Here is a 26,418-nt window from a genome sequence, read left to right as displayed (position 1 = left end):
AAGTGCGATCGCTCGAATGGTTTGTCCAAACGCCTACTGCTACCCAAAGTTGCGACATTCAGGCGATCGCCACTCAGGCATTCAAAAAAATTTCTAGCCCCTCTTGACTCTCCATCCCACTGGATAGTTTATCATAAGCTTAGAGTTGGATTCAGTAGAGGAAATGAGTATGTTAGTTCAAGAAAAGCAAAAACTCATTGGTTTAGTTGCGAAGGAAAGCGGCGTACCGATCAAAACCATTCGCTACTATGAGGAACTCGGTTTAATCAAGGCATCAGGCAGAACCGAAGGGAAATATAGATTATTTAATTCTGATATTTTGACTCGGCTAAGGTTTATTAAACGCGCCCAAACTTTGGGATTAACTTTAGCCGAGATTCAAGAATTATTGACGGTTCACGATGGGGGAGAGTTGCCTTGTGAACACATCAAAGTCCAGTTGCAAGATAAACTGCTCGCTATCGATCTACAAATGCAGCAACTACTTATCCTCAAACTAGAGTTGGAAGGATTACTTTCAGGTTCGCCCACCTTACTAGAAAAGGTTGATTCCATCATTTGTCCTCTGATTCAAAAAAAGTAAATTCTTCTATAACTTAATTGTTTCGATCGGTGTGTCAACGGAGGTTATAGAAGTTGACACACTGGTTTTTTATCAAAAAATAATATCGCTCAAGACAACGGCCCCATACACTGATTAAGGCAAGTCCAACAGTTATGGTCAAAGTGAAAAAATCAGGGTTTATATATTTTCTGCCTGCCTAAATATTAGAGTTGCAACACATTAAAAAAGATGAATTAGCAGGGCAAATATTTGACAATGAGCTAGAGCTTGCCTACGCCGTAATTCAGGGAGTAGAAGTTAGATAGAGGAGAAAGAAAAAACTACCGTACCCAACGTGTTAAATTTAAATCCAATCACTACACTAGGCTTTTCGTTACATAAAGATAATTTTTCCCGCCTACCTACTTATATGTCGATTTATTCTGGAAAAATTTGTCAATATTTTTTCGCTACCCCCTTGACTCTCCAGTCGAATAGAGAATTTAAGCTGTTATTAGTAGGTTGAGTAAGTTCACGATTGATTTACTCAACAAAGTTCACCCATCAATCACCATCGATTAGAAATTGAAGGCTATGGTACTGCAACTAACTGTTCCTAAACTGGCTTGTTCTGCTTGCGTGAATGCTATCACCAAAGTTATTCAAACACTTGATTCTACTGCCTCGGTTCAAGCCAATCCAAAAACCAAACTTGTCAGCATAGAAACTCAAGCCTCCGAAACAGCAATCAAAGAAGCAATAGCTGCGGCTGGCTATCCATCCGTGTAAACCTTTTAGTTTTTTTTCCTGCCAGCGGTTAGCTTTTGGCTAGCCGCCAATCCTAAATATTCATCTTAACTCTGGAGTTTATCAGTAGTTTAGAGGATTCATTTACAAGAATGCCCTTAACTAAAAACTCCAAACGAGAACAGCAAAGTCTGAACCCCTGATAAATCGACAACCTCAAGTTTACTAACTGGAGAAAACAATGAACCCATTTTTAACTGCAATTGCTATCACTTCAACTCTCATCCTAGCTCAAGCTTGCTCCTCACCCTCAAGCACGAAATCTGGCGAAACATCAACTTCTTCTGCCTCACAAGTGGCAAATACAAGTTCTCATGAGGGTCATGTAATGGATAATTCCCAGACATCAGGAGCTAATAAAAATCTTCATGAGGGTCATAATATGGAGGATTCCAAAACCCATGACGCTGGAGAACAACATCATGATGGTGGTCATTCGGGACATTCAGATGCCGAACCTGCGAATGCTATCGCTAAGCTGACAGTTCCCTCCAATATCGCGCCCAAAACTCCCGTACCTTTGGTAATTGAAGTCCAAAACAAAGAGGGAAAGTCTATTGCTGATTTTGATAAATTCCAAGAACAATTAATGCACCTGATTGTCGTTAGCGATGACCTCCAATATTTCAATCATATTCACCCCACCTATAAAGGAAATGGACGCTTTGAAGTTCAAACGGATTTTCCCGGCTCAGGTGGTTACACGTTGTTCAGTGATTACAAACCAGCCGAAAAATCAGAACAAGTTTCTGTCTTAAAAATGCAAGTTCCGGGTCAAGCTTTAGCTCTGTCCAAAGTTGACATGGCTACCACCAAAACTTCGGGAAATACTAAGGCTAACCTCACGTTTTCTCAACGTCAAATAAAAGCTGGACAAGGAGTTAACTTAATTTTCAATTTGCAAGATGCTAGTAGCAACCAACCGCTGAAGGATTTACAGCCCTATTTAGGGGAAAGAGGACACTTAGTTATCCTCAAGCAGTCATCACCGTTGACAAAAGCCGACTATATTCATGCTCATGCCTTGAAAGATACTCCAGCAGGGGAGGTTCACTTTATGACCAGTTTCCCCCAACCAGGAAAATATAAGCTTTGGGGGCAGTTCAATCGTAATGGTCAAATTGTCACGGCTGATTTTTGGGTAAAGGTGGAATAGTTATACTCGCATTTTTTGTTTCTGAAGCCGAGAAACAGATTTTTGTTTCAAATGCTTGATTTATAAACATTTTGCTATCAGCTAACTACTGGTGGCTGATAGCAAAACTCCTTGGCGATAAATCATGAGTAAACTCTGGAATCATCGGAATTACAACCTTCTTCAAACACCAATCTTCAAATCCATTCAGAGTCTGCTTCTTGTCGGCGATCGTCCCCTTGGTTATTGCTCGTGTTGCTCCTTGTGGGCGGTGGAGGGATTGGACTGTGGCGCGTTTTTGCTCCGACTCAGGAAAAGTGGCAGGGTGGGGGTGAACTTGGACGTACACTTTTTTAGACTGCGATACTAAAAATCCGGTGGGTGTTGGTTTTAGCAACGGCGGTTATTCTCGATACTGGCAAGAAGAACGCTGGCTGTCTTCGGTTTAAACATTCAAGAGCGAGGAAAACTGCCACTTCCCGCGTTCCTTAACACCAAAAGCCAGGTTTCAGTACCATCACAATTGGGCTTCAACCCAGATTATTTGTAACGCCCCAGGTTTTACTGCTGTGCCTTATGCAGCAGCCCGTGTAGAAACTTCTTCAAGAATAGAAAATAATTCATCTAGCAGTTTAAAAGGATGCAGGGGTGCGATGGCGTTCCGCCCCGCAAGCTACGGCATCAGTTACGCTTGCTGTCAGAATGTCCTAACTGTGGGGCGAGGTTTAAGGTTCCGGCGTTGTGGGAGCATGGGTGTTGTGAGCGGTGTCGGTTGCCTTTTGGAGGGATGAGTGCATATCACAAAGCTATTTGAGCGAAGTATTTTTCTGGATTAACTTGAGCTAACTGGATGGAGATAACCTTGACAACTTCACAGGCAAATTTCTTACACTAAAAACATATCTAACGGTTAGACACGCCAAATAACGCGAACAATCATAAATCAGATCGCCCCGTCACTCCGCTTCAGCCATTTCACTTACCCAAATTCCGTGAGTTTACCAGGTACGAGATACTGCCTAATGAGTTAGCTTTGATGTAAGCTCTCCCAAAAGCCTTTCCGTCAGCTAGGTTCATAATTACTGATGGAGCTAATTTCTTGGGAATACTTTATAGAGAGACTTTCAGGCGACAAATAATGAATAAGAAAGACCTGAGTGAACCTGATATTTGCGATCGCTACATTACACCTGCCCTTTATGAGGCGGGTTGGAAAAAGAGTCAGATTCGCCGGGAATATGGCTTTACAGACGGTCAGATGATAGTTCGGGGTCAGATGGCGGCGCGAGGAGCTAGGAAACGGGCAGATTACCTGCTGTATTATCCAGCAAATCAGCCGATCGCAGTCATTGAAGCCAAAAACAACAAGCATAGTGTGAGAGCAGGAATACAGCAGGCACTGGCCTACGCAAAGGCTCTGCGAGTTCCCTTTGTCTTTTCCTCGAATGGGGATGCCTTCTTATTCCATGACAAGAGTGGAACCTACGCTCAGATAGAACAGCAACTCGGCCTGAATGCCTTTCCATCACCAGAGGAACTATGGCAGCACTATAAACAGGGGAAAGATTTACAATCCGTTAATCAGGATTTGCTAACGTCGTCCTATTTCTTTGAGATTGGCGGGAAGGAACCCCGCTACTATCAACAACTTGCAGTCAATCGCACAATTGAAGCGATCGCTCGTGGTCAGAGACGGTGTTTGTTGGTGATGGCAACCGGAGCAGGTAAAACTTACACAGTTTTTAATATTATCTGGCGACTGTGGAAGACGAAAGTTGTCAAACGGGTTTTGTTTCTGGCCGATCGCAATGCACTGGTAGACCAAACGATTATTAATGACTTTCGCCCCTTTGGTGAGGTCATGACCAAGCTAGACCGCAGCCTGGTTGATAATGAAACTGGGGAGATTACTACCGCCTATGAAATCTATCTGGGACTGTATCAAGCAATCATCGGCAATGAAGAACGAGATAATCTCTACGAGAAATTCGACCGAGATTTCTTCGACCTGGTGGTGATTGATGAGTGTCACCGGGGCAGCGCAGCAGATGACTCCAATTGGCGACAGGTACTCGATTATTTTTCAGAGGCGATTCAGGTAGGACTGACGGCAACGCCAAAGGAAACCAAATACGTCTCAAATATTGATTACTTTGGTAAACCGATTTTTGAATACTCCCTCAAGCAGGGAATCGAAGATGGTTTCCTGGCTCCCTTCCGCAGGATACAAGTTGGCTTAGATAAAGACCTGGAAGGTTGGACACCAGAAGCAGGAGAATATGATGATAACGGTCAACTAATTGAGGAGCGGGACTATAACCTGCTGGACTATGACCGAAGCATTACCTTTGACAAACGGACTCAACGGGTAGCGGAATATGTCAGTCAGTTCCTTCACGATGGCGACCCAATGCGGAAGACTATTGTGTTTTGTGAGGACATTGACCACGCCCAACGAATGCGAGAAGCCTTGGCTAACGTAACGCTGAATCGAGGGCTTGTTCTCAAAGACCATCGTTACGTCATGCGAATTACGGGGGATGAGAAGGAAGGTAAAGCTCAAATCGATAACTTTATCAATCCCAAAGAAACGTATCCAGTGATTGCCACGACATCTAAGCTAATGACGACGGGGATAGATGCCCAAACCTGCCATGTGATTGTGTTGGATCGGCGTATCGAATCCCTAACGGAGTTTAAGCAGATTATTGGTCGGGGTACACGCTTACGCCCCGACTATGGCAAGAACTTCTTCACGATTATTGATTTCCGCAACGCCAGCCACCGCTTTGATGATCCGGATTGGGACGGCCCACCGATTCAGGATGAAGACTTTGGTAAAGAGAGTCCACCAACCGGAACGGTCGCTAGTACAGAAGCAAAAGGGAATGATGATGGCAGGGACGTGGGCGATAATGACGATCGCATCGGCACTGACTTGTCAGTTCGCATCAAGTATCGAGTCGGTCGGCAGGAGTTCGAGGTAGCAAAGGAGCGGGTGAGCTATTACAACAAGGATGGACAACTGACTACAGAGTCGCTCAAGGATTATACTCGTCGCACTGTCAGCGAGGCATACCAGTCTCTCGACCATTTTCTCAATAAGTGGAACGAAGCCGATCGCAAACAAGCGATTGTTGAAGAGTTGAAAGAGCATGGGGTAATTCTAGAAGCTTTGGAAGATATGGTCGGTAAGGACTATGACCTCTTCGACTTAGTTTGCCATGTTGCTTTTGACCGTCCACCCCTAACTCGTAAAGAACGGGCCGATAAAGTACGGAAGCGGGATGTATTTGCCAAATATGGTGCAACTGCCTGTATTGTATTGAATGCTCTATTGGATAAGTATGCAGATCGGGGCATCATCGCGATCGAAGATACGACTGTTTTACAGCTTGACCCGTTTGCCAAACTGGGAACTCCGATGGAGCTCGTCCGCAGCTTTGGTAACAAACAGCAGTACAAAGCCGCGATTCGAGAGCTAGAGTCTCTGTTGTACCAAAACCGAGGGGCTTGAGCCTGTTACCCAACTAGAGTACAACTGTTTTTTAGTATCTTTTGAGAAGGACGTTTTTATGTCGTTGAGTGCCACCATTAAATCGATTCAAGACATCATGAGGAAAGATGTCGGGGTGGATGGCGATGCCCAGCGCATTGGTCAGCTTGGCTGGATGGTGTTCTACAAAATTTTCAGCGACCAGGATGCCGAGCTGGAGTTGAATGATGATAACTACGATTCACCGCTGCCTTTGGATCTGCGCTGGGATGAATGGGCAGATAGCAAGAAATTGGGCAAGAATGCACCCACGGGAGAGGACTTGTTGCAATTAGTTGATGGACAATTGTTTCCCACACTCAAGGAACTGGCGGTTGATGACCTCGAAGGAATTGCTCTAGAACGAGCCAAGCTGCTCAGGAGTGTGTTTCAGGATGCCTACAATTACATGAAGTCGGGTACATTGCTGCGGCAGATGGTAGACAAGATTAACGAAGGCATTGACTTTAACCAGTCCCAAACCCGCCATGTCTTTGGTGACATTTACGAACAAATTCTCAAAAACCTTCAGAGTGCCGGGAATGCCGGAGAGTTTTATACGCCTCGTGCGGTGACTCAGTTTGCCGTGGATATGGTGAATCCACAACTGGGCGAGAAGGTATTTGATCCTGCCTGCGGTACGGGTGGCTTTTTGACCTGTGCTTATGAACATCTGAAAAAACAAGCGAATTCGCCTGAACAGTTACAACGGGTGAAACGAAGCATTCTGGGGGTGGAGAAAAAACAATTGCCTCACCTGCTTTGTGTGACCAACATGATGGTGCATGGCATTGAGGTGCCGACGACTGTGCTGCACGACAATACACTCCGCAAACCGCTCCGGGACTATGGGCGCGAAGACCAGGTGGATATTGTGGTGACGAACCCGCCCTTTGGTGGCATGGAGGAGGATGGAATTGAGCGGGGTTTTCCTAGTGAGTTTCAGACGCGGGAAACGGCAGACCTGTTTTTAGTGCTGGTAATGGAACTGCTGAAGGATGGGGGTAGAGCGGCGATCGTTCTCCCGGATGGTACGTTGTTTGGGGAGGGTATCAAGTCTCGCATTAAACAGAAGCTGCTGCGCGACTGTAATCTGCACACGATTGTGCGGCTTCCGAATGGGGTGTTTAGTCCTTACACTGGCATTCGCACCAATGTCTTGTTTTTCACCAAAGGTGAACCTACTACAGAAGTTTGGTATTACGAGCATCCTTACCCAGCGGGGGCGAAGTCTTACAACAAGACCAAGCCAATGCGGATTGAGGAGTTTGATGTCGAGAAAGCCTGGTGGGAGAACCGCGAGGAAACTGAATATGCCTGGAAGGTTTCTGTTGAGGTAGTCCCCTGAAGGAAAGGATCGAGAGAATAAAACTGAATTCAAAGAAAAGTAGGCATTTAGAGTTGTAAACTAGCATTGTAATGATGTACGAAGCGCCAAATTGCAGCAATATGATTTTCTAATTTTTTAGAGAAGGCTAAGCTCTTTCTTACCAGTCGAGAAACTCTTTGTCGAATAGTACAGTTGAAGCGCTCGATATAGCTAGTCAAACCACTGTCTTTATCTACACTTTGATGACGTTTGCTGGGCAATACAGAATCATAAGCACTCCAATGGTCTGTATAAATTACTGCACATTGACGGTACACTGGTGGTATTGAATTCCATAAAGATTGAGCCGATACTGCGCTACGATCTCCAATATGTACACCAACAATTTCCCTAGTCTCGGCATCCAATGCCAGCCAGACCCACTGCTGATTCCCTTTACTATCAACGAATGACCATAACTCATCCATCTGAACATTCAAGCGCTTTTTTTCCTTGGGAGTCACCTCTACTTGCTTCTTAACAGCAGCCGCTTGGCTATTGACATATCGCTGCACTGTATCTTCTGACACTTGCAGTACCCGAGCAATCCCCGCTTGAGAAATACGTTCAAGTAACATCCGTGACATTAATTCCTTTTGTTCTTTTGTAATAGGTTTCCATGCCGGATTTAAAACAAATTGACGGCCACATTCTCGACATTTATAGTTTTGTTTACCATGTCGAGTTTGACCGTTCCGACTAACTTCTTTTGAGCCACAATTAGGACAATGGGGAATCTCTATTGTCATATCACACTATGGTAAACACTTCTCTCTAATAGTAACTTACTCGATCCTTTCCTTCAGGGCACTACCTCTGTTGAAACGATCGCTTCCAATGGCTACAACCTGGATATCAAGAGCCCTAACGCCCCAGAAAATATCCATGAAGACCCAATAGCGCTGCTGAAACAATATCAGGAAGCTGTTATTAAGGCAGAAAATGACCGCCAAGCCTTGAAAAACAGCTTGGTAGCAGCCCTAGAACGAGGTGAGTATTGATGGATTTCAACACGTTTTTAGAAAAGTTTGATGTGATCGCAGAAGCTCCCGGTGGTATTCCCAAACTGCGATCGCTTATTTTAGAGCTGGCAGTGCGGGGAAAGTTAGTACCGCAAAATTCAGAAGATGAGCCTGCCATTTTCCTGGTAAAGCAGACCATCGAATCAAAGCAAGAATTATTAAAGGCAAAGAAAATCCGTAAAACAGAAACTTTGTTTCCTTCACAAGGCTTAATTAAAACAAAAGTTCCATTGGATGGATGGGTTATTGCTCCATTGGGAATGCTCTGTTTGTTGTTGGTGGATGGCTCTCATAATCCACCACCTAAGCAGGAAAAAGGCATTCCCATGTTAAGTGGTCAAAATGTTCGAGATGGATACATAACATTAGACGCTTCTCGATATATAACTGAAAAAGAGTATGAACACGAAATGTCTCGAACTCCTATTCAAGCAGGAGATGTTTTCTTATCGATTGTTGGTTCTATTGGACGTTCAGCCGTTGTTCCTGAAGAATTTCCAAGATGCGCTCTACAAAGAAGTATTGCTTTAATTAGAACAGACTTGTATGCACACTATCTATCTTTATTTTTACGCTCACCAATAGCACTTCAATATTATGAGCAACATGGCAAAGGCACGGCACAAAAGGGGATTTACCTTAATAAACTATCGGAGTTGGAAGTTGTAATTCCACCACTAGCTGAACAGAAGCGGATTGTTGAAAAGGTGGATGAGTTGATGGCGTTGTGCGATCGCTACGAAGCGGCCAAGCAAACGCGAGACAGCCTGCGGCAAAAACTGAGGGGAAGTGCGATCGCCTCCCTCATGAACTCCGAAAGAGATAAGGAGTTGGATACTGCTTGGGCCTTTGTCCGCGACAACTGGCAGAACCTCAGCCAACAGCCCGGAGATGTGGATAGCTTAAGAAAATCAGTTTTGCAATTAGCTTTGCGAGGAAAATTAGTACCACAGGATTATACGGATGAATCGGCATCAGTCCTATTAGGAAAAATCAGCAGTAGTAAAAAAGAACTCATTCAACAAGGCAAAATTAAAAAGTCTGCACTTTTTAGCAAACCATTAGTAGAGCAGCAGTTCTTTGAGTTACCTAAGACTTGGAAGTGGGCAAGACTAGATGACATTACTCTGTCAATAACCGATGGTGAACACGCAACCCCACCAAGAGTCAGCAATCCTGAAGTTCCTCTGGGTACTGCAAAAAATATTCGAGATGGTTTTCTAGATTTCAATAACACCGATTATGTAAATACTGAAACAGCGGAAAAATGCTGGAGGAGATGCAAACCTACCCACAATGATATTTTGATGGTTTGTGTAGGTGCAACGACTGGACGATTATGCCTCATAAAAGAGCCTCCAGATTTTGTGATTGTTCGTAGTGTTGCACTAATAAGAACATTTGCAAACTTTATTTATCCTGAATACGTAGCACTTGCAATCAATAGTCCTCTTCTCCAACAGCAGGTATGGAGCAACGTAAAACAATCCGCTCAACCATGTTTGTATATCAACAAAATCCAAATCTTGACTTTGCCCATTCCACCTTTAGCCGAACAAAAACGCATTGTCGCCAAAGTCGATGAGCTAATGCAACTCTGCGACAAGCTTGAAGCCAGCCTACGCCAGAGCCAGCAATGGGCAGAGAGCCTTGCCGCATCCGCCATCAGCCACCTGACAATTTAGATATTGGTAGGTTAGGCTTCAGCCAGTAAATATGGGCTATTCTGACTGAACCGTGCAGCCGATCTACACAGCATTACAGCTTTTGCCGCGTCGATCAGACTTTTCGTACTAGAACACAAAAAGCCCGATCGCCTTGCCGCCAGCCACAGTCCGGCACTTGCCGATCGCACTTAAGGCAACCGCTCCGACCGTACCGACCGTGCAGCCGATCGGGTTTATGAAACAAATTGCCATTCAAGATTCCTGCCGGAATCTAACACCCATCAATGTTACAGAAGACGAACTCCGCCAGAATTTTTGCTTTGTGGGCTGATAAAAAAGTAAAAAAAAAACTGGATTTACAGGGAAGAAATAGAAAGCAATGGCTAGATGCTACTTAGGGATGATTTTAAGCTCAATTGATTATGCAATTTGATGGGATAAGTTTATGATTCCGATTCTTCTAAGTTTTCTTTTTCATTTTTTGAGGTTGTTTCAGTGACTTTAGGGATAATACTTCCTGTAGTTAATTGATGCGAAAAACTTTGAAGAATAAAGTTTGCTGCTGTTTTTGAAGCATTGACAGCTAGTTGTGCATGAGATTTTGCTGGTGCATATTCTCTAGCGTGTCTATCAGCCATAATATTACTTATTCCACTTAATCCATCAACAACATTAGTTAAACCTTGAATCATCTGGCGTAAAGAGCCAGCAATATCTTTTCTTGACGTATCAAGTTTGAGAAGTTCTTTCACACGGGCTAATAATGAAGGTAAATCGCCATTCTGCGTAGGAGGAGCTTGATTTAATTCGTTTTCTATATGCCGCAAGGCTGCTTCTAATAATGTACGAGCATTTGTAATAGCACCATCAAAATCACCGTTCATAATTTTTTCTTCACATTTCTGGCTTAGTTCTTCAATGTAAGCATTATTAAACAGCATTTCAAATTGAACAGCTATATCTCGGTTATCCTTGACTTCATATAATTTGTTTATTTTTACGATTTTATAATTATCAAATTCTAAAAAACTATTTAAATGTTCTACTACTTCTTCAAGGTTATAATTTTTTTCTGTTTTATCAAAATACTTAGGATGTAAAACTTTACGGAAAACTTTACGTAAATCAGAAGTTCCATTAATTTTTTTAATTGTGTACTCCGTATAGTCTTTTCTATCTGTAGGTAAATATGTTTTCTCTGGATCAATTCTTTTAAACTCCTCAAAAAATTTTCTAAGTTCTGAATAAGTTCTACGAGGTGAACAGCCTCCATCCCCAGTAATAACTAGCGTTAATTCAGTAATTGTTATTTGTGAAATGTTCATTTTATTACTTATCTAAGTTAACTTCAAGTTTTTTGTTGTTGAGCCGATAGTACGCCGATCGCCTAAAACATCTCATCAAGCAATTCAGTAACGTCTCGCTGGTCACGCCCCCGGTTATCGTCATACACCATCAGAGTGTTCAGATTCTTGTGCCTGCTGAGTTTCTGAACTTTTCGCACATCCCCGTCTGTTGCGTCCAGTGCCGCCGTGATTGCCGAGTGACGGATGCGGTGAGGTGACATTTGCTTTTGGCGTTGCTTAGTCAGGGTATGAAAAAAATAACTTGAAAATCCCGAAGTTTTGTGGATACTGCTTTCTATGACTTGCATATTTAGCCCTTTATACCCTAAATCAGTAACGCCTTTATATTTATTGAATACTAAAAATTTCAGCGTTTTCTGGTTTTGAGCGTCAAACCATTATAATAACGGGTCTATACTACACATCTACTATTTACCCTCCTCACTAGCTAGAAAAACCCATTGGATGGAAACCAGAGCGAGACGATGAATTCAGTCCCTTAAGAATTTCTCGAACTTTTACAAAATCTTCTTTGTCCGAAATCTCTACATGAGCCTCAATTCTGAAAATATCATCAAGTCTTTCTTTGTCATTTTCTATAACTTTTAATATCTTCACAACCTTACTTGCAAACGAAAAGCATTCGTCACCGTAGTGGAGAATCAGCTCAATGTCATCCCCTACTTGTAAGCCCAGATTAAAATTGTACTTAGCAACTTGCATCGACCAATTGACTTTTTCTTTGTCTACGTCTTTTTCTACATCTTCTTCTTTAAGAAGGGAAGGAATCATTACAAAATACTGAAACATACAGCTCGCTCCTAAATTTATTAAAATAGTTTAGCTATGAACTTATTTTCTTTCATAGTATTTAAGATTTATTTAATTATTCACGTCAGAAAAAATTATAGAAAATAAGAGTTTTATTTTTAATTAACTCTACGGGTAGCACTTCCAAGTCTTAGATAGGGAAAGTTGCGTTTTCCCGCCTAGATTTTTAGTGGCACACCCACTCTGTAACGGCAGAAATTGTAGAAATAGGTGCTGAGTGCTGGCACGGGTTTTGACAGTCTTAGGGGTCGCAGGCTTAACAAACCCTCAACCTGCTGAAAATTCTCACGGGTTGGCTCGAACGCAGCGATCGCCCCCATCAGGAAAATTCTCCCTCAAACTTCCTTCGATCGAAATACTGACACCAAAATTCTACGACTTCTAACAACATAGGCATGGATAATGAAAATAGTTCAAGATATCCTAAGAAGCTTACCCGGTACAGATAAACATAAAAATGTGATATGAACGTTTCGGAAGACTTGGATGGGGCATGGAAAGATGTTTGGAATGTCTTGGAACCAGAGAAATCTTGGTTGACCGATGCAGCTAAATGCGATTACATCCAGAAAAAACTTTCCTATTTTAATTCCCAACACGGCAACAGCCCAGAACATATCGACCAATTTATTAAAGCTTTATCCAGAGGAACCGCTCTAGTTCAAGCAGCGATCGAATGGCAAAATCCTGTGAGCAAGCAAAAGCAGAGTTGAGCGCAGATCTGTGGGAAATAGTCGGCGCTCGTGATGGCAACGATAAATCACGAGCCGTAGGAGTGGAGAGCGGCCCAGAAGCAAGTCGCCGATCGGGAAAAGGAGCTTTTGCAATTGCACGACCGGAACGGCGACTTGGGACTGGAGGTGTACAATCTTACCGAACAGCTTGCGATCGTTGCAGGCGTGAGCCAAGAACTAGCGCGGCTCAAGCAAGAGTTGAGAGATAAAATGGCTGATGTTCACGCCTGAAGGGCGGGCGATCGAACTCTCCGGCAGTACGCTGGCAGCGAGAACGCCCGCGAGGGATGCTAAAGCCGATTTAACAGAAGCTAATAGCAAATTGCTCCAGCAGTTGGAAAAAAACCGGGAACTGGTAAGGGAAATCGCCGAACTGCGATCGCAGCCTGCCCGTGTGGATGTGTCAGAATCGGCAACTTTGCTCGCGCCAGTTGAAAGACCGACGTAAGAAATGTAAGACGGACTGGGCAGATGTGGAGACAATTTTAAAAATTTTGAGCGGTGATGGCGATCGATAGAATGTATAGGTCGTTATGCAGCGGTGACACGCCCCAAAAAAGCCGTCTGCACTTAGGTTGGGGGCTTTTGTGTTAGGGCTAGGGGTTAATCAAGTCGATAATCTTTGCCTTAGTGCCATATCTCTTCTCTAAAATCTTCAATGTGTCATCAGTGCGATCGAAGCCCCTTATACTGAGTTTCGGCATCTCGGTTTGCCGTAGGGTGTTACTCCAAAGTAGCCTGGAATGGTTACAAGAAATGCAACCTTCTGTTTTGACCCGGAGGATGAAGTTGAAACCGATTAGGTTGTGTGGGGCGTGTTATCCCCAGTCGCCTTGTCATAAGATTGAGTGGCAGTTTAAGACGGCAACGGGGTGCGATGGCGTTCCGCCCCGCAAGCTACGGCATCAATTAATGTTGCTGTCGGAATGTCCCCACTGTGTGGCGAGGTTTAAGATTCCAGCATTGTGGGTTGATGGGTGGTGTCCGAGGTGTTTTATGACATTTGCTGAGAGGGCAAAGTATCAGAAGCCTAGAGAAATATTAAAAGAATAAATATTTAGTAATGCTGAGGATAAATCTGCCAATTTAGATGAAGCTGTTTTGCAATTACTTTACAAGCTAAACTTAGTTAATCTAGTATAGATACTGATGAAGTAATTGCGAGTTTTGGATCTATACTGAAGATGTATTAGTAGGAACTGAAGCAATTATTTTTAATAGTAAATGGTGACAGCAAAATTCCGCAGGATATGATTTTTCTTTTTCGGCGGGAACTATCCTTTGGTGATCTGAGGTTTTGTGGTCACGGTTTAGAAAATTTGGATGATCGCTTAATGTACATGGTACTTTGGTTGCAATATTCGTAAAAGCTTTGTTTGAATCACCGGAAAAAAGATAGCCCAGCATTCCTCCTTGATAAGAAAAGGGTGCATATAGGCAGGGGATAAAATTTTCATTTATTTCTTTTATATATTCTCCTACATCCCCATCTGTTTTTAATACTTTAGCTTCTAAAGGCCATATAATCCTTCTATTAGCACTAAGAATAAATGCAATGTCATACTCTTTTGGTTGTGCTGGCGCAGGTTGACGAGTCTCCCTTTCATAAGAACCATGTTGAACATAATATGGCTCATCCCCTGTCATAACTTTGCGAATTTCTGGCTCAAGCAATTGAGTGATGTCTCGTTCAATGTCATCTTTAGCTTGACTACAATCAATTTCTGATAATACCTCCTTTACTAATAAATCATATCCTTCCCACACGAAAGTAAGTATATTAGTTGATGCCGTTTCACACCAGTGCTTGGAAATGGCCATGAATTCATCTGTATCTGGCCATCTTAATTCTGAAATTGTCTGCCGTCTTTTAACCATAATTTAACTCCTATACCACTAATAATTTTGCGTTTCAATTAGTTAATTAATATGACTATATATCTAAGTCATAATATCTGCTGCTACTTGATCAGCATCTCTTAAAGCCATAGAGCGAGTCCAATAACGAATTTTGTCAGGTTTGATCAAATAAATAGTAGGAATTTTCACCCCACTCAATTCGACAGAATCATAAATCCTGGCAACTCGCTGATAAAAGATGCTACCGTCTTCTATATTTCCTCTCTTCAGATACAACTGATTTAATTTCTGCAATAGTTCCAGTAAATCAGGGGAATCAATAGGTTCGATATGTACTCCTTCACAGTCAGGTCTATTAAGATAAATGGCAACTAAACGAATAGGAAGAAGAGTGTTAGTTATTTCCTGAAATATGGTGGCGCAAACTTGTTTATCTTGTCCAAATCCTGCTTTAATAACTCGCAAAAAATACTCGCAGTATGCTGTAAGTTCAGGTTCACTATTATTTTGAGATTGACTATTATTTCTACGAAGGGTTCTTTGTCTTCCTGGAGAAGCACTATCTCCTTGAAAGTCTTGCAGAGTATAATTGAATAGATCATTAATTAGCACCCATTCACTATCTTTAAATTCAAAAGCTTGTCGTATGCGCTCATCTATATCCTCAACTGTTTTTATATTATGCAATTCTCCTACCGATAATTCAGGTATTGGCACACGCAGTAAATCATCTACATTAACTTCTGGGATATAAGAGGCAAAACGACCACTAGAAAGTAGTAGATAGTAGACAGCTAACTTACTGTTGTATGCTAGACAAGCAGCATTCAATTGTGAAATATGCTTTTCAGGAATATGTATGCTTACATAACTTTTAGAGCAGATAATTCCTTCATTTGTATTATCAGTATCAATTATTACTGAACGGAATCTGGCGCTCTTTTTCTGCCAACTGAGCTTTAAAATCATTTGTGGCAGTTGAAATGCAGATAGGCTACTCAAACCTGTACCGGAGTCAATATATGGATCATCATTAATAGGAAGTTGTTCCGCATTTAGGTAGAGAAAACTTTTGTCCAGGAAATCAATTTCTCTCAGAATTCGTTTATTTCTTAAATTATCTTGCAATTTTTTTCTATTACCTTTTGTTACCCCTTGACGGGTTTCAGCAATGCCACGAGCTTTAAGCTTTTCAATACTTAATTCTTGATTCAATCTTCTTACCAAGGAGAGATCACGTCTCCCTCCCCACATTAAAGCTGTCCAAACTAATGGGTTTGCGATTGCCTCTTGTGGGTCAATTGTATTAATATCATGTGGCTCAATTACTATATGATAGTCATCTTCATTAGTCATTACTGGCTTAGGACAAATGTATGTCAAAGGCTCACCGTCAGGAGGTGTGACTGACATTGTGATAATACAAGCTGGAGAAATAGCATCTTTGAAAATTCCAAAACGTAATGCAGACAAGTTAACTATCTCTTCAATTTTGAACTCTGAAAAGAGAGTGTTACGGAATTCCCTAGCAGGGCCACTTTGATTAAAAAGCAGTGGCATAGCAGGCTGTATCATTGATATTTGTCCACTTTCCTTTGTCAAAGCAGCAGCTTTTGGTAAAAAGAAAAGCCCAATATTACCATAAGTGCTAGTAGTCCATTGAGTGTGATTTTTTTTCCAAGAATCTATGTATAAAGATTTCTTTTCAGAATTTTTACCCCACGGTGCATTACCAATAACTAAATCATATTTACCAGCATCTTGGACAGAACGAAAACCTTCTTTATTTTCTTCAAAAAAATCAGCAGTAACTAATTGGCATTCACGCAATCTTGGAAAGCGAAACTCATTTTCCCAATAGTATTGAGGTTCAACTTTATCAAGCATGGTTAAATAAAGACTAAAAGATGCTACTCTTACCGCTTGAGCATCTACATCAACTCCGAATAAACTATTTTCTAGTAAAGACTTTAAATCACTTGGCTGAATTGTCCTATTAAGATGAGCTTGTTCCCATCTATAAATTAAGCGCTGGAATGCTTTAACCAGAAAAATTCCTGAACCACAAGCAGGATCAAGAATCTTAATATCCCATTCTTGACTATCCCAAGGTAAAACACCATCTAGTACAAAATCAACTATATGTTCTGGTGTGTAATGAACTCCTTTACCAGATTCTTTACTCACAAATTCTTCATATATACTGCTAATAAAATCTAAAGGTATAACGTCAAAGTGATAGTAGGGCCATAGACTCATTTGTCCACTTTCAATGTCTACACGACCACTGACAAAATAAGCAAGTATATTTAAGTGAGTTTTTTTAACTTTGTTTTCTTCTGTTTTCCATTCAGCTTCACGTTCTTCTGCTGTAGATGCTTTACCTGGGAATAAATCACCATTAAACTTACCATTGAGCCAACGGAAAAATTTATAACTATCCCTATGATTTGTTAGTATGTGAGGCAAGCTAGAATATTTAACTGATAATTCTTCAATTCTATATAAATAATCCAGTAAGTTTGTATTTAGAGTGGGATCTCCTTCAGAATCTTGGCGATCAAAAAGGAATTGAATAAATATAATTCTTGCTAGTAAATCATGAATAGTGTTATCGTCAAGTTGTTCTTCTTGAAGTCTCTCCCGAACACTTTTCAGGTTTTTCAATAGCATTTGGTCAGCAGCCTGGCTTCGTTTAAATCGTTCGCTATGTTCTTGGAAAAATTGACCTGATAATAAATCAGCCCAGTGTAAACGCAAAGTTTGAGCAGCTTGAGCAGAAAGAGAAGGCTGATTCAATAATTCAAGTTCCTGTCTGGAAACATGAATTACTGGCTTGATAGCATCTTCTGCTTTTGGTGGTTCTTCGTAGCACGTCCAAATTCTTAATCGGTTAGGTTCTATTGTGATTAATGATGGTGTACGAGAAAAACTCCAAGCAAGTCTATAAGTTTTTCTCAGTGTGTCCTCTGATACTTCTCTAGGAAAATCGCACACCAAAGCAATGGGGGCTTCTGTTGAGTCACCTTGAGGATTTGCGGCCAGCACTCCTATTTGTACACCATCACCATCTGGAAGTCTGCTTATAGTCCTTCCTAATTTTTCCTTAGCCTTTCGTGCATAAATACTAGGTCCAGCACCAGATGGCTCCAAAATTTGTTGTGGAGTCGGCCAGTGAAGGTTTTTATGTGCTAGTTCAAGTAGTCCAGACTGTGACATTCCGTTTTTTACGCTGCATTAAAGTATGTATAATTTCGCATTTCAACCATCACCTTGTTATGATATTGATTGATTTTCTTCAAGAGTAGAAGGATATTATTCACTGTTGCAATAATATTTAAATAGAGTTCATAGAAGTTTATTTAGAGTCAACACACTTTCATTAAAAGCAAGTGATGATCACAATATACAATATCGTGCGACTTTAGTATTAATCACCCACTCTACTAATTAACCTCTGATAAATAACATCCAACCACACAGGAATCACAGCTTTACCTTCATCTAAGGATGCGATCGCACTCTCCCAATCAAACTCTACCAGTTTAAGCGATCGCACTTTACACCTTCACTCTCTCACGCAACCGCCCATAAATCACATCTAACCACACCGGTACTACAAACTTACCCTCAGCCCAAGCAGCTACTAATTTTCCACATCGAACTCTACCAGCTTATAATCTCCTGCCTGCGACTCCTTGACAAAAATTAACCGGTTTGGCTCCCGATCGCTCAAAAGCCCCGGATACTTCTCCTGGAGAGTTTTTAGAACTTCTCTAGCCACCTCAAACGTAAAACCACTGACAGCCAATACTCTATCGTCGCCAATGCCGCAAAATCTAGGACTTGCTCGCAGGCAAAAACAAGCTCTAATCAACGAATTACTGATCCAAGCCAGTAAAAACATTCAAAACATAGAGGCAAGCATTTCGGTAACGTCTTGTTGGTGGCGGCCCCGGTTGTTTCGTCTCAAAGCATTACCCCACAGCAGCCGAAGCAAAGCATAATCGTGCTTACCAGACAAATTTGTGCGATCGCGCTGTATGACGGTCAGCGAAGGAACGGGCTAATTTTGTCCAGTCCCGTCTTGAACCAAGTAGCGGATTAGAGCATGAATTGCCCGCTGTGCCGTTAGCGAGAGAGCAACTCTCACAATACCTATCAGCCTCGGACTGAAGAAATTCCCGATTGGTGACGAGCAATTTTAGATTTTAGATTTTAGATTTTAGATTTTGGTGGATGCAAGGATTAAAGTCACGCATCAACAGCATCGAGTGCTGATCGCTTTACTCACGCCCGCCAGAAGTTCTCACCCCTGGATTTGTTACAATTCTCGATCGTGTGGAGCAGGTGCATCTACGAAAACCTGCTTTTAGGAGAACTTTTGACTATGTGGCTTAAATTTGGTGTTGCTCCCAGCGGAGAACTGGCGAGCATTGATGAGGTTGTGCGCGGAAAAACTAACCTCGCTTGCCTCTACTGCGGAGGCTCCCTCACAGCGAAAAAGGGTTCCGTGAAAGAACATCACTTCGCGCACACCGGGGAAACTTGCAAGCCCGTTTCGCAGCGGATTAAAACCAAAGCGTTTCCATCGCTTCCCCTCTACGATAACTTCAACGTGCGACTTAAAGGTGAGGAATTAGAGCAATTGAAAGTGCTGTGGAAAGAGTACGGCGCACAAAATTACGCCATTCCCAAAGACTTGGTAAACTTTCGGTGGGAACTCAAAGGATTGGTGGAGTCGTCGGGCGATCGCACTTATCACTTTACCGACTTGGGTAAAATCCCCGTTGGCGCGCTTCCCCTGGCGCTGTTCAACAAAGTCCAGGAACCTTTGCTGCTGTCGGAGCTGGCTTCGTTGGAAGGCTCTGTAGAGATTGCTGAAGCTGCGGGTTTATCTTGTTTGGATGAACGGCGGGCTGATTTGCTGATTTATCGAGCACAGCTTCGTCGGATTCTGGTGAACTCGCTCTACTTCCTTGAGGTAAAAGCTGACGAAAGCTGCTTCTATAAAATTGGGGTAACAACTCGATCGATCGAGGAACGCATCGCGGAAGTGCAGCGGGATGTGAAAGCGCATTACTCGGATGTGACCGTCAATTTGCTGGGACTGTGGGAACACCGGGGGAATGTGGAGCTGTACTTCAAGCACCGGTACAAAGCTTTTAATTATCGCATTGGCAAGCTGACAGAGTATTTTGCGTTTCCGAACGTCAAGGCGGTGCTGAATGATTTGTACGGGATGGAAGCAAAAGTGTTGAGTGATGTTGAGTCGGATGCGATCGGTCTGAACTGGAGCCACACGCCTCGAATTGGCCTGAAGTCCTGACTCAACTTCAACTTTCTGGAAAAAAGAAACTTTTTAATCGGGCGTTGCTGATTTACGGTATGAAAGGCTAAATATGCAAATCATAGAAACCAGTATCACAAAGCTTCTCGATTTTAAAGTTATTTTTTCATACCCTGATTAAGCAAGGCCATCTCTCGATATGCCCAATCGAGCGAGCCATAAAGATCAACATTTAGATCGAGCGCATTTTGAGCCGCCGCAAGGTAACTCGTTAGGCGACAATAATGCGCGATCGCGTCTAGCTCTGCCTGATGAGCCGCCCGGACTTGTGCGATCGAAAGTTCAGAATTGGCAGGAGTCGGCAGAATTGAGAAACGCATAGTTACTCACTTCAATAAAAATTTAGTTCCTTGTTTTGGGTCAAGGAGCTGACTCAAGGCTTGACCCAATCAGTTGAGCGACTCGAAAGGCAGAAGCGATCGCTCCTTCATGCAAGCCATCGCCAAGGTAGGCTCCCGCATGGTAGGTATTGTTCTCGCCATTGGTGGCAACTACTTCATCCCGATAGCGGAACGACTCCGTGGTGTAGAGTGGGGTGTGATGTTCCTGAGTGTGAATGATGCGATCGGGTGCAATCAACTCCTCTAGTTGGAACGATAAAAAATTATGCTGTGGCGACGAGATACCGCAAAGCTGATTTAGGCAGGCGTTATAGCCCCAGCGACTGTCTGGCTTTTGGAAGAAATCAAATTCTGAGGGTTGTGTAACGCCATGTCGGGCGTACATGGAAATATCTCTATGAACTAAGGTCGTTGCATAGTGGGCTTTCCAGCCGGAAAACTGTTTAGTTTCAGCGTCGGTCGGGTCAGCTAACAGCGCCATCACCTGGTCAGGGGGCGTAGCAAACACGACTTTATCAAACTCCTGAATTTCACCCGTCGAGCGCACAATTTTCACAGCATCCGAGCTTCTGGAAATACGGTCAATCTCTACATTCAGCAAAATCTCACCCTTAAAGCGTTCCAGGATTTTTTCAATGTAAGCATACACGCCGCCCTTAACCCTGACCCAGTTGACTGCGAGATAGTCGCGTAACATCGGAATCGCCAACTCTGCTGGAAAATCATCAATCAGTTCAAATGGGATTGAATAGCTATACATAACCAACAACTTTAGCCAGGTATCGCGGCTACCGGAGCCTGGCAAATATTCCGACAGCGGACGATTGGACAAATTTTGCAAGTTAGCAAATTTCGTTCTCAGCCATAATCCCGCAGAACGGGCATAGATGGTATCGAGGCGTAACTGTTCGATCAGCCCGTGGACACCTACAAAGTTCTTCTCGATCGTGACTGCCGATAGAAAGTGGCTGCCATCTTTAAGAAACATGGCTGAACCAATATCGACGGGTTCTAGTTCTACCCCTAGTTCTTGCATCAGCGCGATGAAGTTGTAAAAGACAGTCGGGAATTCGAGCACTCCACTTTCCAAAATTTCATCGCAATCGGACTGGTTCGGCTGCACGTTCTTGTTCAATGTCCGAATGTGCCCTCCTAACATGGGCTGCCGCTCAAACACGGTGACATGATGCCCTTCTTTATCAAGCAGGTAGGCTGTAGCCATGCCGCTAGCTCCGCCACCAATAACAGCAATTCTCATAATTGACCTCTAAGTTTATGAAATGGATAATGCGCGTAGGCGTAGTTCGTCGTAGACATCATCTGTTTAGTCGTCTAAAAGCACGTCGCCCGATAATCGTTGATAGAGCAATGCTCCCGTCCAAACTGTGCCAGCAAAGCCTGGATAGCCAGATGAGGCATTACAGAAATAGAACTGCTTGAGTGAGGTTTCATGATTCAGTCGCCCTAGACCCACATTGCGCGGTGTCAGAATGGAGCCGTAAGAATTCCCACTGGGACACCAGCAAAAGCGTTCATTGGTGGTCGGGCTGCCCGTAATATGGAAGACCATGTGCTTTCTAAAGTTCGGCACATAGTGTTTTTCCACAACATCCAGGATGGAATCCAAGATTTCTTGCTTCTTCTGGTTGTAAGCTTTGCGATCGCTCTCCCGCAATTGCTTGAAATAGCCGTAATTGGCAACCGTGAGAAATTCCACAATTTGGCAATCTTCTGGGCAATCTCGACTCGCTTCCGTCAGTAAAGTAGGCGTTGTAATCGCAAAACTAGGATTAGAAAAGTCATGGCGATCGTACATCTGTGCGAAGGATTCATTCAGGTCTTGATGCCCGCTATGGGCGAGGTTCCACTTGCCAAATCCATAGTCTCGCAGGTCTATATCCTTGACGACGCAATACGCCATGTAGTTAGATGCCGAATATTCATAGTTAAGTTTTCGACGCACAGTTTTGGAGAACTTTTCCTCACCGATCATCTTGGCGGCTCTTTGAGGGTCAATATTGCAAATCACCGTATCACCCGTAAATTCGGAGGTTTGATTATTGGTGAGATCCATTGCTTGAACTCCCGTAACCGTTCTGTCTGTGACTCTAAAATTCGTGATTTCATGGTTTAGCAACACCTCTCCCCCATGTGATTCGATCACCTTGACTAAGGAATTAATCACATCCTCAAAATGCTGGGTTGGGTAAAATGCACCTGCTTGATAGCCTCGGAACAATGCCACCCAAGCATAAAACGACAGTTGATTTGGAGGTAATAAAAAATCAAGCCATTGCAGAGCCAATAGGGTTTGAGCGGCTTGGGGTAGCTGAAACTTGTCAAATACATCTTGAAGTGTGCTGTTGAGATGCTGGAAAGCACATAATGCTTCACTTGGGTGTTTGAGTAATTTAATCGGCTTGATTGGAGGAGCAATTATTTTCAAGCCTACGCCAGTCTTTTCTACTTCGTTAACGAATTGGCGAATGCGATCGCCATGTGCCGGAAATAGAGCCGATAATCGCTGGATCAGTTCTTCTGGTTCTGAGGGAATATCCAACGCATACCCTGGCATTCGCATATGGTCAAAGCCGTCCGGGTCATAACGTTCAAAAGTTACTTCCTTATCCAAGCCCAGTTTTTTGAGCACTTGATTGACAGTTTGCCCTTCACCACAGTTCCAGACGTAGTGAAATTGAGCATTGAATGTATACTTTTTAGCCATTGTAAACGTATGCCCAAATCCCCCTGGATGCTCGTGAGCTTCGAGGATTTGCACAGTCTTGCCGGAGTTTGCCATCAAAGCACCAAAGGTCAATGCTGATAAACCACTGCCGATAATCAGGTAATCCGGTTTCATAAGAGAGTCTCTCGAACAATAAACATCTTTACAATATCGCTGTAGCGCCTGTAGCCTGAGAATTAGACATCCAGTGAAAGGCTTTGAAATTGAAGTTATAACCAATTACAGCGGGTTAACTAGCCTGATAGATGCCTGATTATTCCTTGACTCGATAATTTCTCATCATGCCAGCGTCTTCGTGCTCTAAGGTATGACAGTGGTATGTATATAAGCCGCTGTATTTCTCAAATTTCATGAGCAGCTTCACTCGCTCACCCGGCATTACCATTACAGTATCCTTCAAGCCCTCGTCTACATAGCCATCCTTGACAGTTTGCCATCCTGCGGCAAGTTCTGGCAGCACTTCCCGACTAATAACTTGAAACTGCACGCCGTGTAGATGGATAGGGTGCGCCATCCCCTTCGCATCCATCATGGCTCCGGGGTTGAGTTTATTGATAATCTCCCACTGTTCGATCGAATTTAGCTTTACGGTTTCTTGCGGTAATACAGTATTCATTTCAAAGGGCTGCCCATTAATCACCCATTTCATACCTTTGAGAGAAAGCTCAATAGGTCGTGGCTGGGTGGCATTAACGGCATCTTCTGGACGCAATAGTGGTAGGGCTGCTAGTTGACTGGGGAGTCGCAGAGTTTCTTTTTCTTTGCGCTCAATCTTGACGTTGAATAGCATCATCGCTGAACCAAGTTCCGGGGCATTGTCAGAACTCATCATGCCGCTCATGCTGCTACCTCCTACATTTTCTGCTCCTGAAAAAGCCAGACTATTTAGAGATACTTCTGTCCCAACTTTCAACTTACTGAAATCTGCCCAAACATCAATCCGCTCACCTGGCGCTAACATGACATACTTTCGTTCGGTAGGTCGAGGCAGTAAGCTACCATCAGTGCCAATGATGGTCAGTAGATCGCCACTGCTCCACGCAAGCTTGTAGATACGTGAATTAGATCCATTTAAGATGCGAAGGCGGTAGACTCGTGTCGCCGCAGAAAGTGTGAAGTTGGGCTTACCATTCACGAATATCTTTTGACCCAAAAAGCCCATCATGCTGCTCATGTCACCCATCATGCCGTTGCTGGATTGACCGGAATTACCCTGTTGCATCCCGCCCATGTTGCTATTACGGGGGGTACCTATTTTGCTGCCGAGATAGAGGAGTTGATTATCGGCATCTAAGGTGCGATCTTGCAGTACGATCGGCACATCATAAGCCTTGGTGGGTAGATTAAGGGCTTCTTCTTCTGCATCTGTGACTATAAATAGTCCCGCCAAGCCAGCATAGGCTTGCTGCCCTGTAAGCCCGTCTGGATGAGGATGAAACCAGTTCATACCTGCCCGATTAATCACCTCAAACTCGTAGACATAGGTCTGTCCTGGCTGAATCGCAAAGCGAGGATGTCCATCCATCTCCTCTGGTAAAATCAATCCATGCCAATGCACAATGCTGGCTTGTCCTTGAGGAAGGTTATTTTGGAAGTTGACCCGCACGCGCTGACCTTTGCGAACGCGAATAATGGGGCCTAAATAACTATCGGGAATGGTTTGTAAGCTGTTTGGGTCGCCCTTGACCAGTTGTGCTGCGTAAGACCAAACTTGGGTCATTTGTCCCGGCAAGATTGGAACCGTTGTCGGTGCAGCCTTCAGGTTGATTTCAATATCGGGAATAAATTTTGCATTCGGCCCACGGGCTACGGTGTTCCCCTGAGCCATTTCTGTGGTGGAAGATTGAGGCGAACAACTGGATAGCAGGCTGTGAATTCCGCTTCCGATGACAAGTCCGCCTGCAAATCCACTCCCTCGAAGAAAGTTTCGGCGGGTTAGGGGATGTTGGTAAGTGGTTTTAATGGGCATATCGCTCTCATTTCTGAATACGTCAATAAGCTTGTCTTGTCCCTTCAGAACTTTGTTAAGCCACTTTGTAGCCAGCCGCCGTAATTACATCCTTGATTGCAGCTTCTGAGGCTTGAGTTTCCACTGATACAATCTTGGTTTTTGGATCTCCCTGAACGGTAGCTTTAACATCGACTGTTCTAATCGCTTTAGTAATGGTGTTTACACAACCACCACAGGTCATATTGGGAACTTTTAATTGGAGTTTCATAATGTCAAATCCTTATTTTTGTGTGGTTCAGTCAAGAAAAACGTTTTGGACAATCAGCAATGCTTTTCTCCACTTTTCAACCAGTTCAGTTTCACTGTTCGGGCAGTAATCTGTACACTTATGCGGTAGTGCTTTTATGTAAAGGATGGATAAAATTCAGGCAGTCGAGCCTTCAGCATTGCTAATCTGATTTGGTGATTATAGTCATGAATGAAGTTCCAAATAGCACTCTTGTGATTCTCCAACTTCTTAGAAAACGATAACGTCTTCCTGACCAATCGCGAAACTCGCTGCCTGAGTGTATTATTCAATCGTTCAATGTAGCTGGTTAATCCACTTTCTTTGCCGACAGACTTATGCCGTTTACTGGGTAAAACCGCAGCATAGGCTTCCCAATGGTCAGTATAAATCTTGGCACATTGGCGATAGACACTCGGTAGGGAATCCCATAATGCTTGAGCCGACTTCAAGGAACGGTCTCCAATATGACATCCAATCACTTCCCGAGTCTTGGCGTCAATCGCTAACCAGACCCATTGTTTAGTCCCTTTGTCGTCTACAAAAGACCAAAGTTCATCGATTTGGATGGTATGTTTTCCGACTTGTTTCGGGATGACTGTGGCCTTTTGTTCTACGGCAGCGTACAGGTGGTTCACATAATTTTGGAGCCAGCTCTCAGAAACATCCATGACTCGGGCAATACCAGCGAGGGAAATCCGCTCCAGAAGAAGCAATTCAATTTTTACCAAGGTGTCCGTGTCCTTGGCTTGCCACTGAGGGTTTTCGACAAACTGACGGCCACAGTCGCGACATTTGTGATTTTGTTTGCCCCGACGAGTCATGCCATTTTTCATCACATCGTCAGAACCACAAGTGGGACAAATCAGATAGGGTTTCATGATCAGACTCCTC

General features: G+C 43.3%; 26 protein-coding genes. 12 read left to right on the top strand and 14 right to left on the bottom strand.

The window, feature by feature from the left end; translation table 11 throughout:
• The first annotated feature begins 169 nt into the window (after positions 1 to 169).
• The 3 genes from QUA90_RS03405 to QUA90_RS03395 all read left to right on the top strand — a co-directional run bounded on the left by QUA90_RS03405 (position 170) and on the right by QUA90_RS03395 (position 2,507).
• On the top strand, positions 170 to 583 hold the full coding sequence (locus QUA90_RS03405) for a heavy metal-responsive transcriptional regulator (RefSeq protein WP_333151733.1): 414 nt from the start codon (positions 170 to 172) through the stop codon (positions 581 to 583).
• A gap of 555 nt (positions 584 to 1,138) precedes the next feature.
• On the top strand, positions 1,139 to 1,333 hold the full coding sequence (locus tag QUA90_RS03400; protein WP_015211780.1) for a heavy-metal-associated domain-containing protein: 195 nt from the start codon (positions 1,139 to 1,141) through the stop codon (positions 1,331 to 1,333).
• 199 nt (positions 1,334 to 1,532) lie between these two features.
• Entirely contained in the window at positions 1,533 to 2,507 is a 975-nt protein-coding gene (locus QUA90_RS03395) for a hypothetical protein (protein ID WP_333151731.1), read from the top strand.
• A gap of 85 nt (positions 2,508 to 2,592) precedes the next feature.
• On the opposite strand, the gene QUA90_RS03390 is transcribed toward QUA90_RS03395, so the two are convergent.
• A complete protein-coding gene (locus QUA90_RS03390) occupies positions 2,593 to 2,883 on the bottom strand; it encodes a hypothetical protein (protein WP_333151729.1) in 291 nt (96 codons plus the stop codon).
• Between the two features lie 741 nt (positions 2,884 to 3,624).
• On the opposite strand from QUA90_RS03390, the gene hsdR reads away from it, so the two are divergent.
• Together hsdR and QUA90_RS03380 are read left to right on the top strand one after the other, a co-directional pair.
• Positions 3,625 to 6,003, top strand: a complete 2,379-nt coding sequence (hsdR, locus tag QUA90_RS03385) for an EcoAI/FtnUII family type I restriction enzme subunit R (protein ID WP_333237078.1) — start codon at positions 3,625 to 3,627, stop codon at positions 6,001 to 6,003.
• A 58-nt stretch (positions 6,004 to 6,061) separates the two neighbouring features.
• A complete protein-coding gene (locus QUA90_RS03380; protein WP_333237075.1) occupies positions 6,062 to 7,369 on the top strand; it encodes a class I SAM-dependent DNA methyltransferase in 1,308 nt (435 codons plus the stop codon).
• A gap of 47 nt (positions 7,370 to 7,416) precedes the next feature.
• Here QUA90_RS03380 and QUA90_RS03375 read toward each other — a convergent pair whose 3' ends face one another.
• Complete coding sequence (locus QUA90_RS03375) at positions 7,417 to 8,139, bottom strand: IS1 family transposase (protein WP_333237073.1); 723 nt, start codon at positions 8,137 to 8,139, stop codon at positions 7,417 to 7,419.
• Positions 8,140 to 8,390: 251 nt separating this feature from the next.
• Here QUA90_RS03375 and QUA90_RS03370 point away from each other — a divergent pair, with 251 nt between their 5' ends.
• A complete protein-coding gene (locus QUA90_RS03370; protein WP_333237071.1) occupies positions 8,391 to 10,097 on the top strand; it encodes a restriction endonuclease subunit S in 1,707 nt (568 codons plus the stop codon).
• 108 nt (positions 10,098 to 10,205) lie between these two features.
• On the opposite strand, the gene QUA90_RS03365 is transcribed toward QUA90_RS03370, so the two are convergent.
• From QUA90_RS03365 to QUA90_RS03350, 4 genes are all read right to left on the bottom strand, one after another.
• A complete protein-coding gene (locus QUA90_RS03365; protein ID WP_333237068.1) occupies positions 10,206 to 10,331 on the bottom strand; it encodes a hypothetical protein in 126 nt (41 codons plus the stop codon).
• Positions 10,332 to 10,522: 191 nt separating this feature from the next.
• The gene (locus QUA90_RS03360) at positions 10,523 to 11,404 is read right to left on the bottom strand and encodes an abortive infection family protein (protein WP_333237066.1); all 882 of its coding nucleotides are present in this window, start codon (positions 11,402 to 11,404) and stop codon (positions 10,523 to 10,525) included.
• 62 nt (positions 11,405 to 11,466) lie between these two features.
• Entirely contained in the window at positions 11,467 to 11,733 is a 267-nt protein-coding gene (locus QUA90_RS03355) for a tyrosine-type recombinase/integrase (protein ID WP_333237064.1), read from the bottom strand.
• Positions 11,734 to 11,869: 136 nt separating this feature from the next.
• The gene (locus tag QUA90_RS03350) at positions 11,870 to 12,235 is read right to left on the bottom strand and encodes a hypothetical protein (protein WP_333252471.1); all 366 of its coding nucleotides are present in this window, start codon (positions 12,233 to 12,235) and stop codon (positions 11,870 to 11,872) included.
• A gap of 253 nt (positions 12,236 to 12,488) precedes the next feature.
• Here QUA90_RS03350 and QUA90_RS03345 point away from each other — a divergent pair, with 253 nt between their 5' ends.
• The 4 genes from QUA90_RS03345 to QUA90_RS03330 all read left to right on the top strand — a co-directional run bounded on the left by QUA90_RS03345 (position 12,489) and on the right by QUA90_RS03330 (position 13,438).
• A complete protein-coding gene (locus QUA90_RS03345; protein WP_333203399.1) occupies positions 12,489 to 12,641 on the top strand; it encodes a hypothetical protein in 153 nt (50 codons plus the stop codon).
• Between the two features lie 79 nt (positions 12,642 to 12,720).
• Positions 12,721 to 12,969 (top strand): hypothetical protein, encoded by a 249-nt coding sequence (locus QUA90_RS03340; protein WP_333203397.1) that lies wholly within the window; start codon positions 12,721 to 12,723, stop codon positions 12,967 to 12,969.
• A 108-nt stretch (positions 12,970 to 13,077) separates the two neighbouring features.
• Positions 13,078 to 13,221 (top strand): hypothetical protein, encoded by a 144-nt coding sequence (locus tag QUA90_RS03335; RefSeq protein WP_333237060.1) that lies wholly within the window; start codon positions 13,078 to 13,080, stop codon positions 13,219 to 13,221.
• Positions 13,208 to 13,438 carry a hypothetical protein gene (locus QUA90_RS03330; protein WP_333237058.1) on the top strand — a complete coding sequence of 77 codons (231 nt, stop codon included), beginning with the start codon at positions 13,208 to 13,210 and terminating at the stop codon, positions 13,436 to 13,438. The genes QUA90_RS03335 and QUA90_RS03330 overlap by 14 nt, the downstream gene beginning before the upstream one ends.
• Positions 13,439 to 14,163: 725 nt before the next feature.
• Here the strand turns inward: QUA90_RS03330 and QUA90_RS03325 are convergent.
• The 3 genes from QUA90_RS03325 to QUA90_RS03315 form a co-directional block, all read right to left on the bottom strand.
• Complete coding sequence (locus QUA90_RS03325) at positions 14,164 to 14,868, bottom strand: hypothetical protein (RefSeq protein WP_333151725.1); 705 nt, start codon at positions 14,866 to 14,868, stop codon at positions 14,164 to 14,166.
• Positions 14,869 to 14,931: 63 nt separating this feature from the next.
• A complete protein-coding gene (locus QUA90_RS03320; RefSeq protein ID WP_333151723.1) occupies positions 14,932 to 18,069 on the bottom strand; it encodes an Eco57I restriction-modification methylase domain-containing protein in 3,138 nt (1,045 codons plus the stop codon).
• 211 nt (positions 18,070 to 18,280) lie between these two features.
• Positions 18,281 to 18,409, bottom strand: coding sequence for a hypothetical protein (locus QUA90_RS03315; RefSeq protein WP_333151721.1), 129 nt, complete (start codon positions 18,407 to 18,409; stop codon positions 18,281 to 18,283).
• An 831-nt stretch (positions 18,410 to 19,240) separates the two neighbouring features.
• On the opposite strand from QUA90_RS03315, the gene QUA90_RS03310 reads away from it, so the two are divergent.
• Positions 19,241 to 20,179, top strand: coding sequence for a GIY-YIG nuclease family protein (locus QUA90_RS03310; RefSeq protein ID WP_333142779.1), 939 nt, complete (start codon positions 19,241 to 19,243; stop codon positions 20,177 to 20,179).
• Positions 20,180 to 20,339: 160 nt separating this feature from the next.
• Positions 20,340 to 20,522: a hypothetical protein gene (locus tag QUA90_RS03305; RefSeq protein ID WP_333233858.1), complete on the top strand. Its 183-nt coding sequence runs from the start codon at positions 20,340 to 20,342 to the stop codon at positions 20,520 to 20,522.
• Positions 20,523 to 20,560: 38 nt separating this feature from the next.
• Here QUA90_RS03305 and QUA90_RS03300 read toward each other — a convergent pair whose 3' ends face one another.
• The 5 genes from QUA90_RS03300 to QUA90_RS03280 form a co-directional block, all read right to left on the bottom strand.
• Entirely contained in the window at positions 20,561 to 21,799 is a 1,239-nt protein-coding gene (locus tag QUA90_RS03300) for an FAD-dependent oxidoreductase (RefSeq protein ID WP_333142781.1), read from the bottom strand.
• Between the two features lie 66 nt (positions 21,800 to 21,865).
• The gene (locus QUA90_RS03295) at positions 21,866 to 23,401 is read right to left on the bottom strand and encodes an NAD(P)/FAD-dependent oxidoreductase (RefSeq protein ID WP_333237051.1); all 1,536 of its coding nucleotides are present in this window, start codon (positions 23,399 to 23,401) and stop codon (positions 21,866 to 21,868) included.
• A gap of 139 nt (positions 23,402 to 23,540) precedes the next feature.
• Positions 23,541 to 25,256 carry a multicopper oxidase domain-containing protein gene (locus QUA90_RS03290; RefSeq protein ID WP_333237047.1) on the bottom strand — a complete coding sequence of 572 codons (1,716 nt, stop codon included), beginning with the start codon at positions 25,254 to 25,256 and terminating at the stop codon, positions 23,541 to 23,543.
• Between the two features lie 55 nt (positions 25,257 to 25,311).
• Entirely contained in the window at positions 25,312 to 25,506 is a 195-nt protein-coding gene (locus QUA90_RS03285) for a heavy-metal-associated domain-containing protein (RefSeq protein ID WP_333237045.1), read from the bottom strand.
• A 134-nt stretch (positions 25,507 to 25,640) separates the two neighbouring features.
• Positions 25,641 to 26,405, bottom strand: a complete 765-nt coding sequence (locus QUA90_RS03280; RefSeq protein ID WP_333237042.1) for an IS1 family transposase — start codon at positions 26,403 to 26,405, stop codon at positions 25,641 to 25,643.
• Positions 26,406 to 26,418 lie beyond the last annotated feature (13 nt).

This window comes from Microcoleus sp. D3_18_C4 (genome assembly GCF_036702355.1).
Lineage (GTDB): Bacteria > Cyanobacteriota > Cyanobacteriia > Cyanobacteriales > Microcoleaceae > Microcoleus.
This window is presented reverse-complemented; position numbering and strand designations above follow the sequence as displayed.

Excerpts from the sequence above, each read along its gene's own strand:
- QUA90_RS03305 (WP_333233858.1), top strand. The coding sequence starts at position 20,340 with ATGCCCAATCGAGCGAGCCATAAAGATCAACATTTAGATCGAGCGCAT.
- QUA90_RS03300 (WP_333142781.1), bottom strand. The coding sequence starts at position 21,799 with ATGAGAATTGCTGTTATTGGTGGCGGAGCTAGCGGCATGGCTACAGCC.
- QUA90_RS03365 (WP_333237068.1), bottom strand. The coding sequence starts at position 10,331 with ATGGCAATTTGTTTCATAAACCCGATCGGCTGCACGGTCGGTACGGTC.
- QUA90_RS03370 (WP_333237071.1), top strand. The coding sequence starts at position 8,391 with ATGGATTTCAACACGTTTTTAGAAAAGTTTGATGTGATCGCAGAAGCT.
- QUA90_RS03320 (WP_333151723.1), bottom strand. The coding sequence starts at position 18,069 with ATGTCACAGTCTGGACTACTTGAACTAGCACATAAAAACCTTCACTGG.
- QUA90_RS03380 (WP_333237075.1), top strand. The coding sequence starts at position 6,062 with ATGTCGTTGAGTGCCACCATTAAATCGATTCAAGACATCATGAGGAAA.
- QUA90_RS03350 (WP_333252471.1), bottom strand. The coding sequence starts at position 12,235 with ATGTTTCAGTATTTTGTAATGATTCCTTCCCTTCTTAAAGAAGAAGAT.
- QUA90_RS03355 (WP_333237064.1), bottom strand. The coding sequence starts at position 11,733 with ATGCAAGTCATAGAAAGCAGTATCCACAAAACTTCGGGATTTTCAAGT.
- QUA90_RS03405 (WP_333151733.1), top strand. The coding sequence starts at position 170 with ATGTTAGTTCAAGAAAAGCAAAAACTCATTGGTTTAGTTGCGAAGGAA.
- QUA90_RS03325 (WP_333151725.1), bottom strand. The coding sequence starts at position 14,868 with ATGGTTAAAAGACGGCAGACAATTTCAGAATTAAGATGGCCAGATACA.
- QUA90_RS03290 (WP_333237047.1), bottom strand. The coding sequence starts at position 25,256 with ATGCCCATTAAAACCACTTACCAACATCCCCTAACCCGCCGAAACTTT.
- QUA90_RS03285 (WP_333237045.1), bottom strand. The coding sequence starts at position 25,506 with ATGAAACTCCAATTAAAAGTTCCCAATATGACCTGTGGTGGTTGTGTA.
- QUA90_RS03360 (WP_333237066.1), bottom strand. The coding sequence starts at position 11,404 with ATGAACATTTCACAAATAACAATTACTGAATTAACGCTAGTTATTACT.
- QUA90_RS03280 (WP_333237042.1), bottom strand. The coding sequence starts at position 26,405 with ATGAAACCCTATCTGATTTGTCCCACTTGTGGTTCTGACGATGTGATG.
- QUA90_RS03375 (WP_333237073.1), bottom strand. The coding sequence starts at position 8,139 with ATGACAATAGAGATTCCCCATTGTCCTAATTGTGGCTCAAAAGAAGTT.
- QUA90_RS03395 (WP_333151731.1), top strand. The coding sequence starts at position 1,533 with ATGAACCCATTTTTAACTGCAATTGCTATCACTTCAACTCTCATCCTA.
- QUA90_RS03400 (WP_015211780.1), top strand. The coding sequence starts at position 1,139 with ATGGTACTGCAACTAACTGTTCCTAAACTGGCTTGTTCTGCTTGCGTG.
- QUA90_RS03340 (WP_333203397.1), top strand. The coding sequence starts at position 12,721 with ATGAACGTTTCGGAAGACTTGGATGGGGCATGGAAAGATGTTTGGAAT.
- QUA90_RS03330 (WP_333237058.1), top strand. The coding sequence starts at position 13,208 with ATGTTCACGCCTGAAGGGCGGGCGATCGAACTCTCCGGCAGTACGCTG.
- QUA90_RS03295 (WP_333237051.1), bottom strand. The coding sequence starts at position 23,401 with ATGAAACCGGATTACCTGATTATCGGCAGTGGTTTATCAGCATTGACC.
- QUA90_RS03310 (WP_333142779.1), top strand. The coding sequence starts at position 19,241 with ATGTGGCTTAAATTTGGTGTTGCTCCCAGCGGAGAACTGGCGAGCATT.
- hsdR (WP_333237078.1), top strand. The coding sequence starts at position 3,625 with ATGAATAAGAAAGACCTGAGTGAACCTGATATTTGCGATCGCTACATT.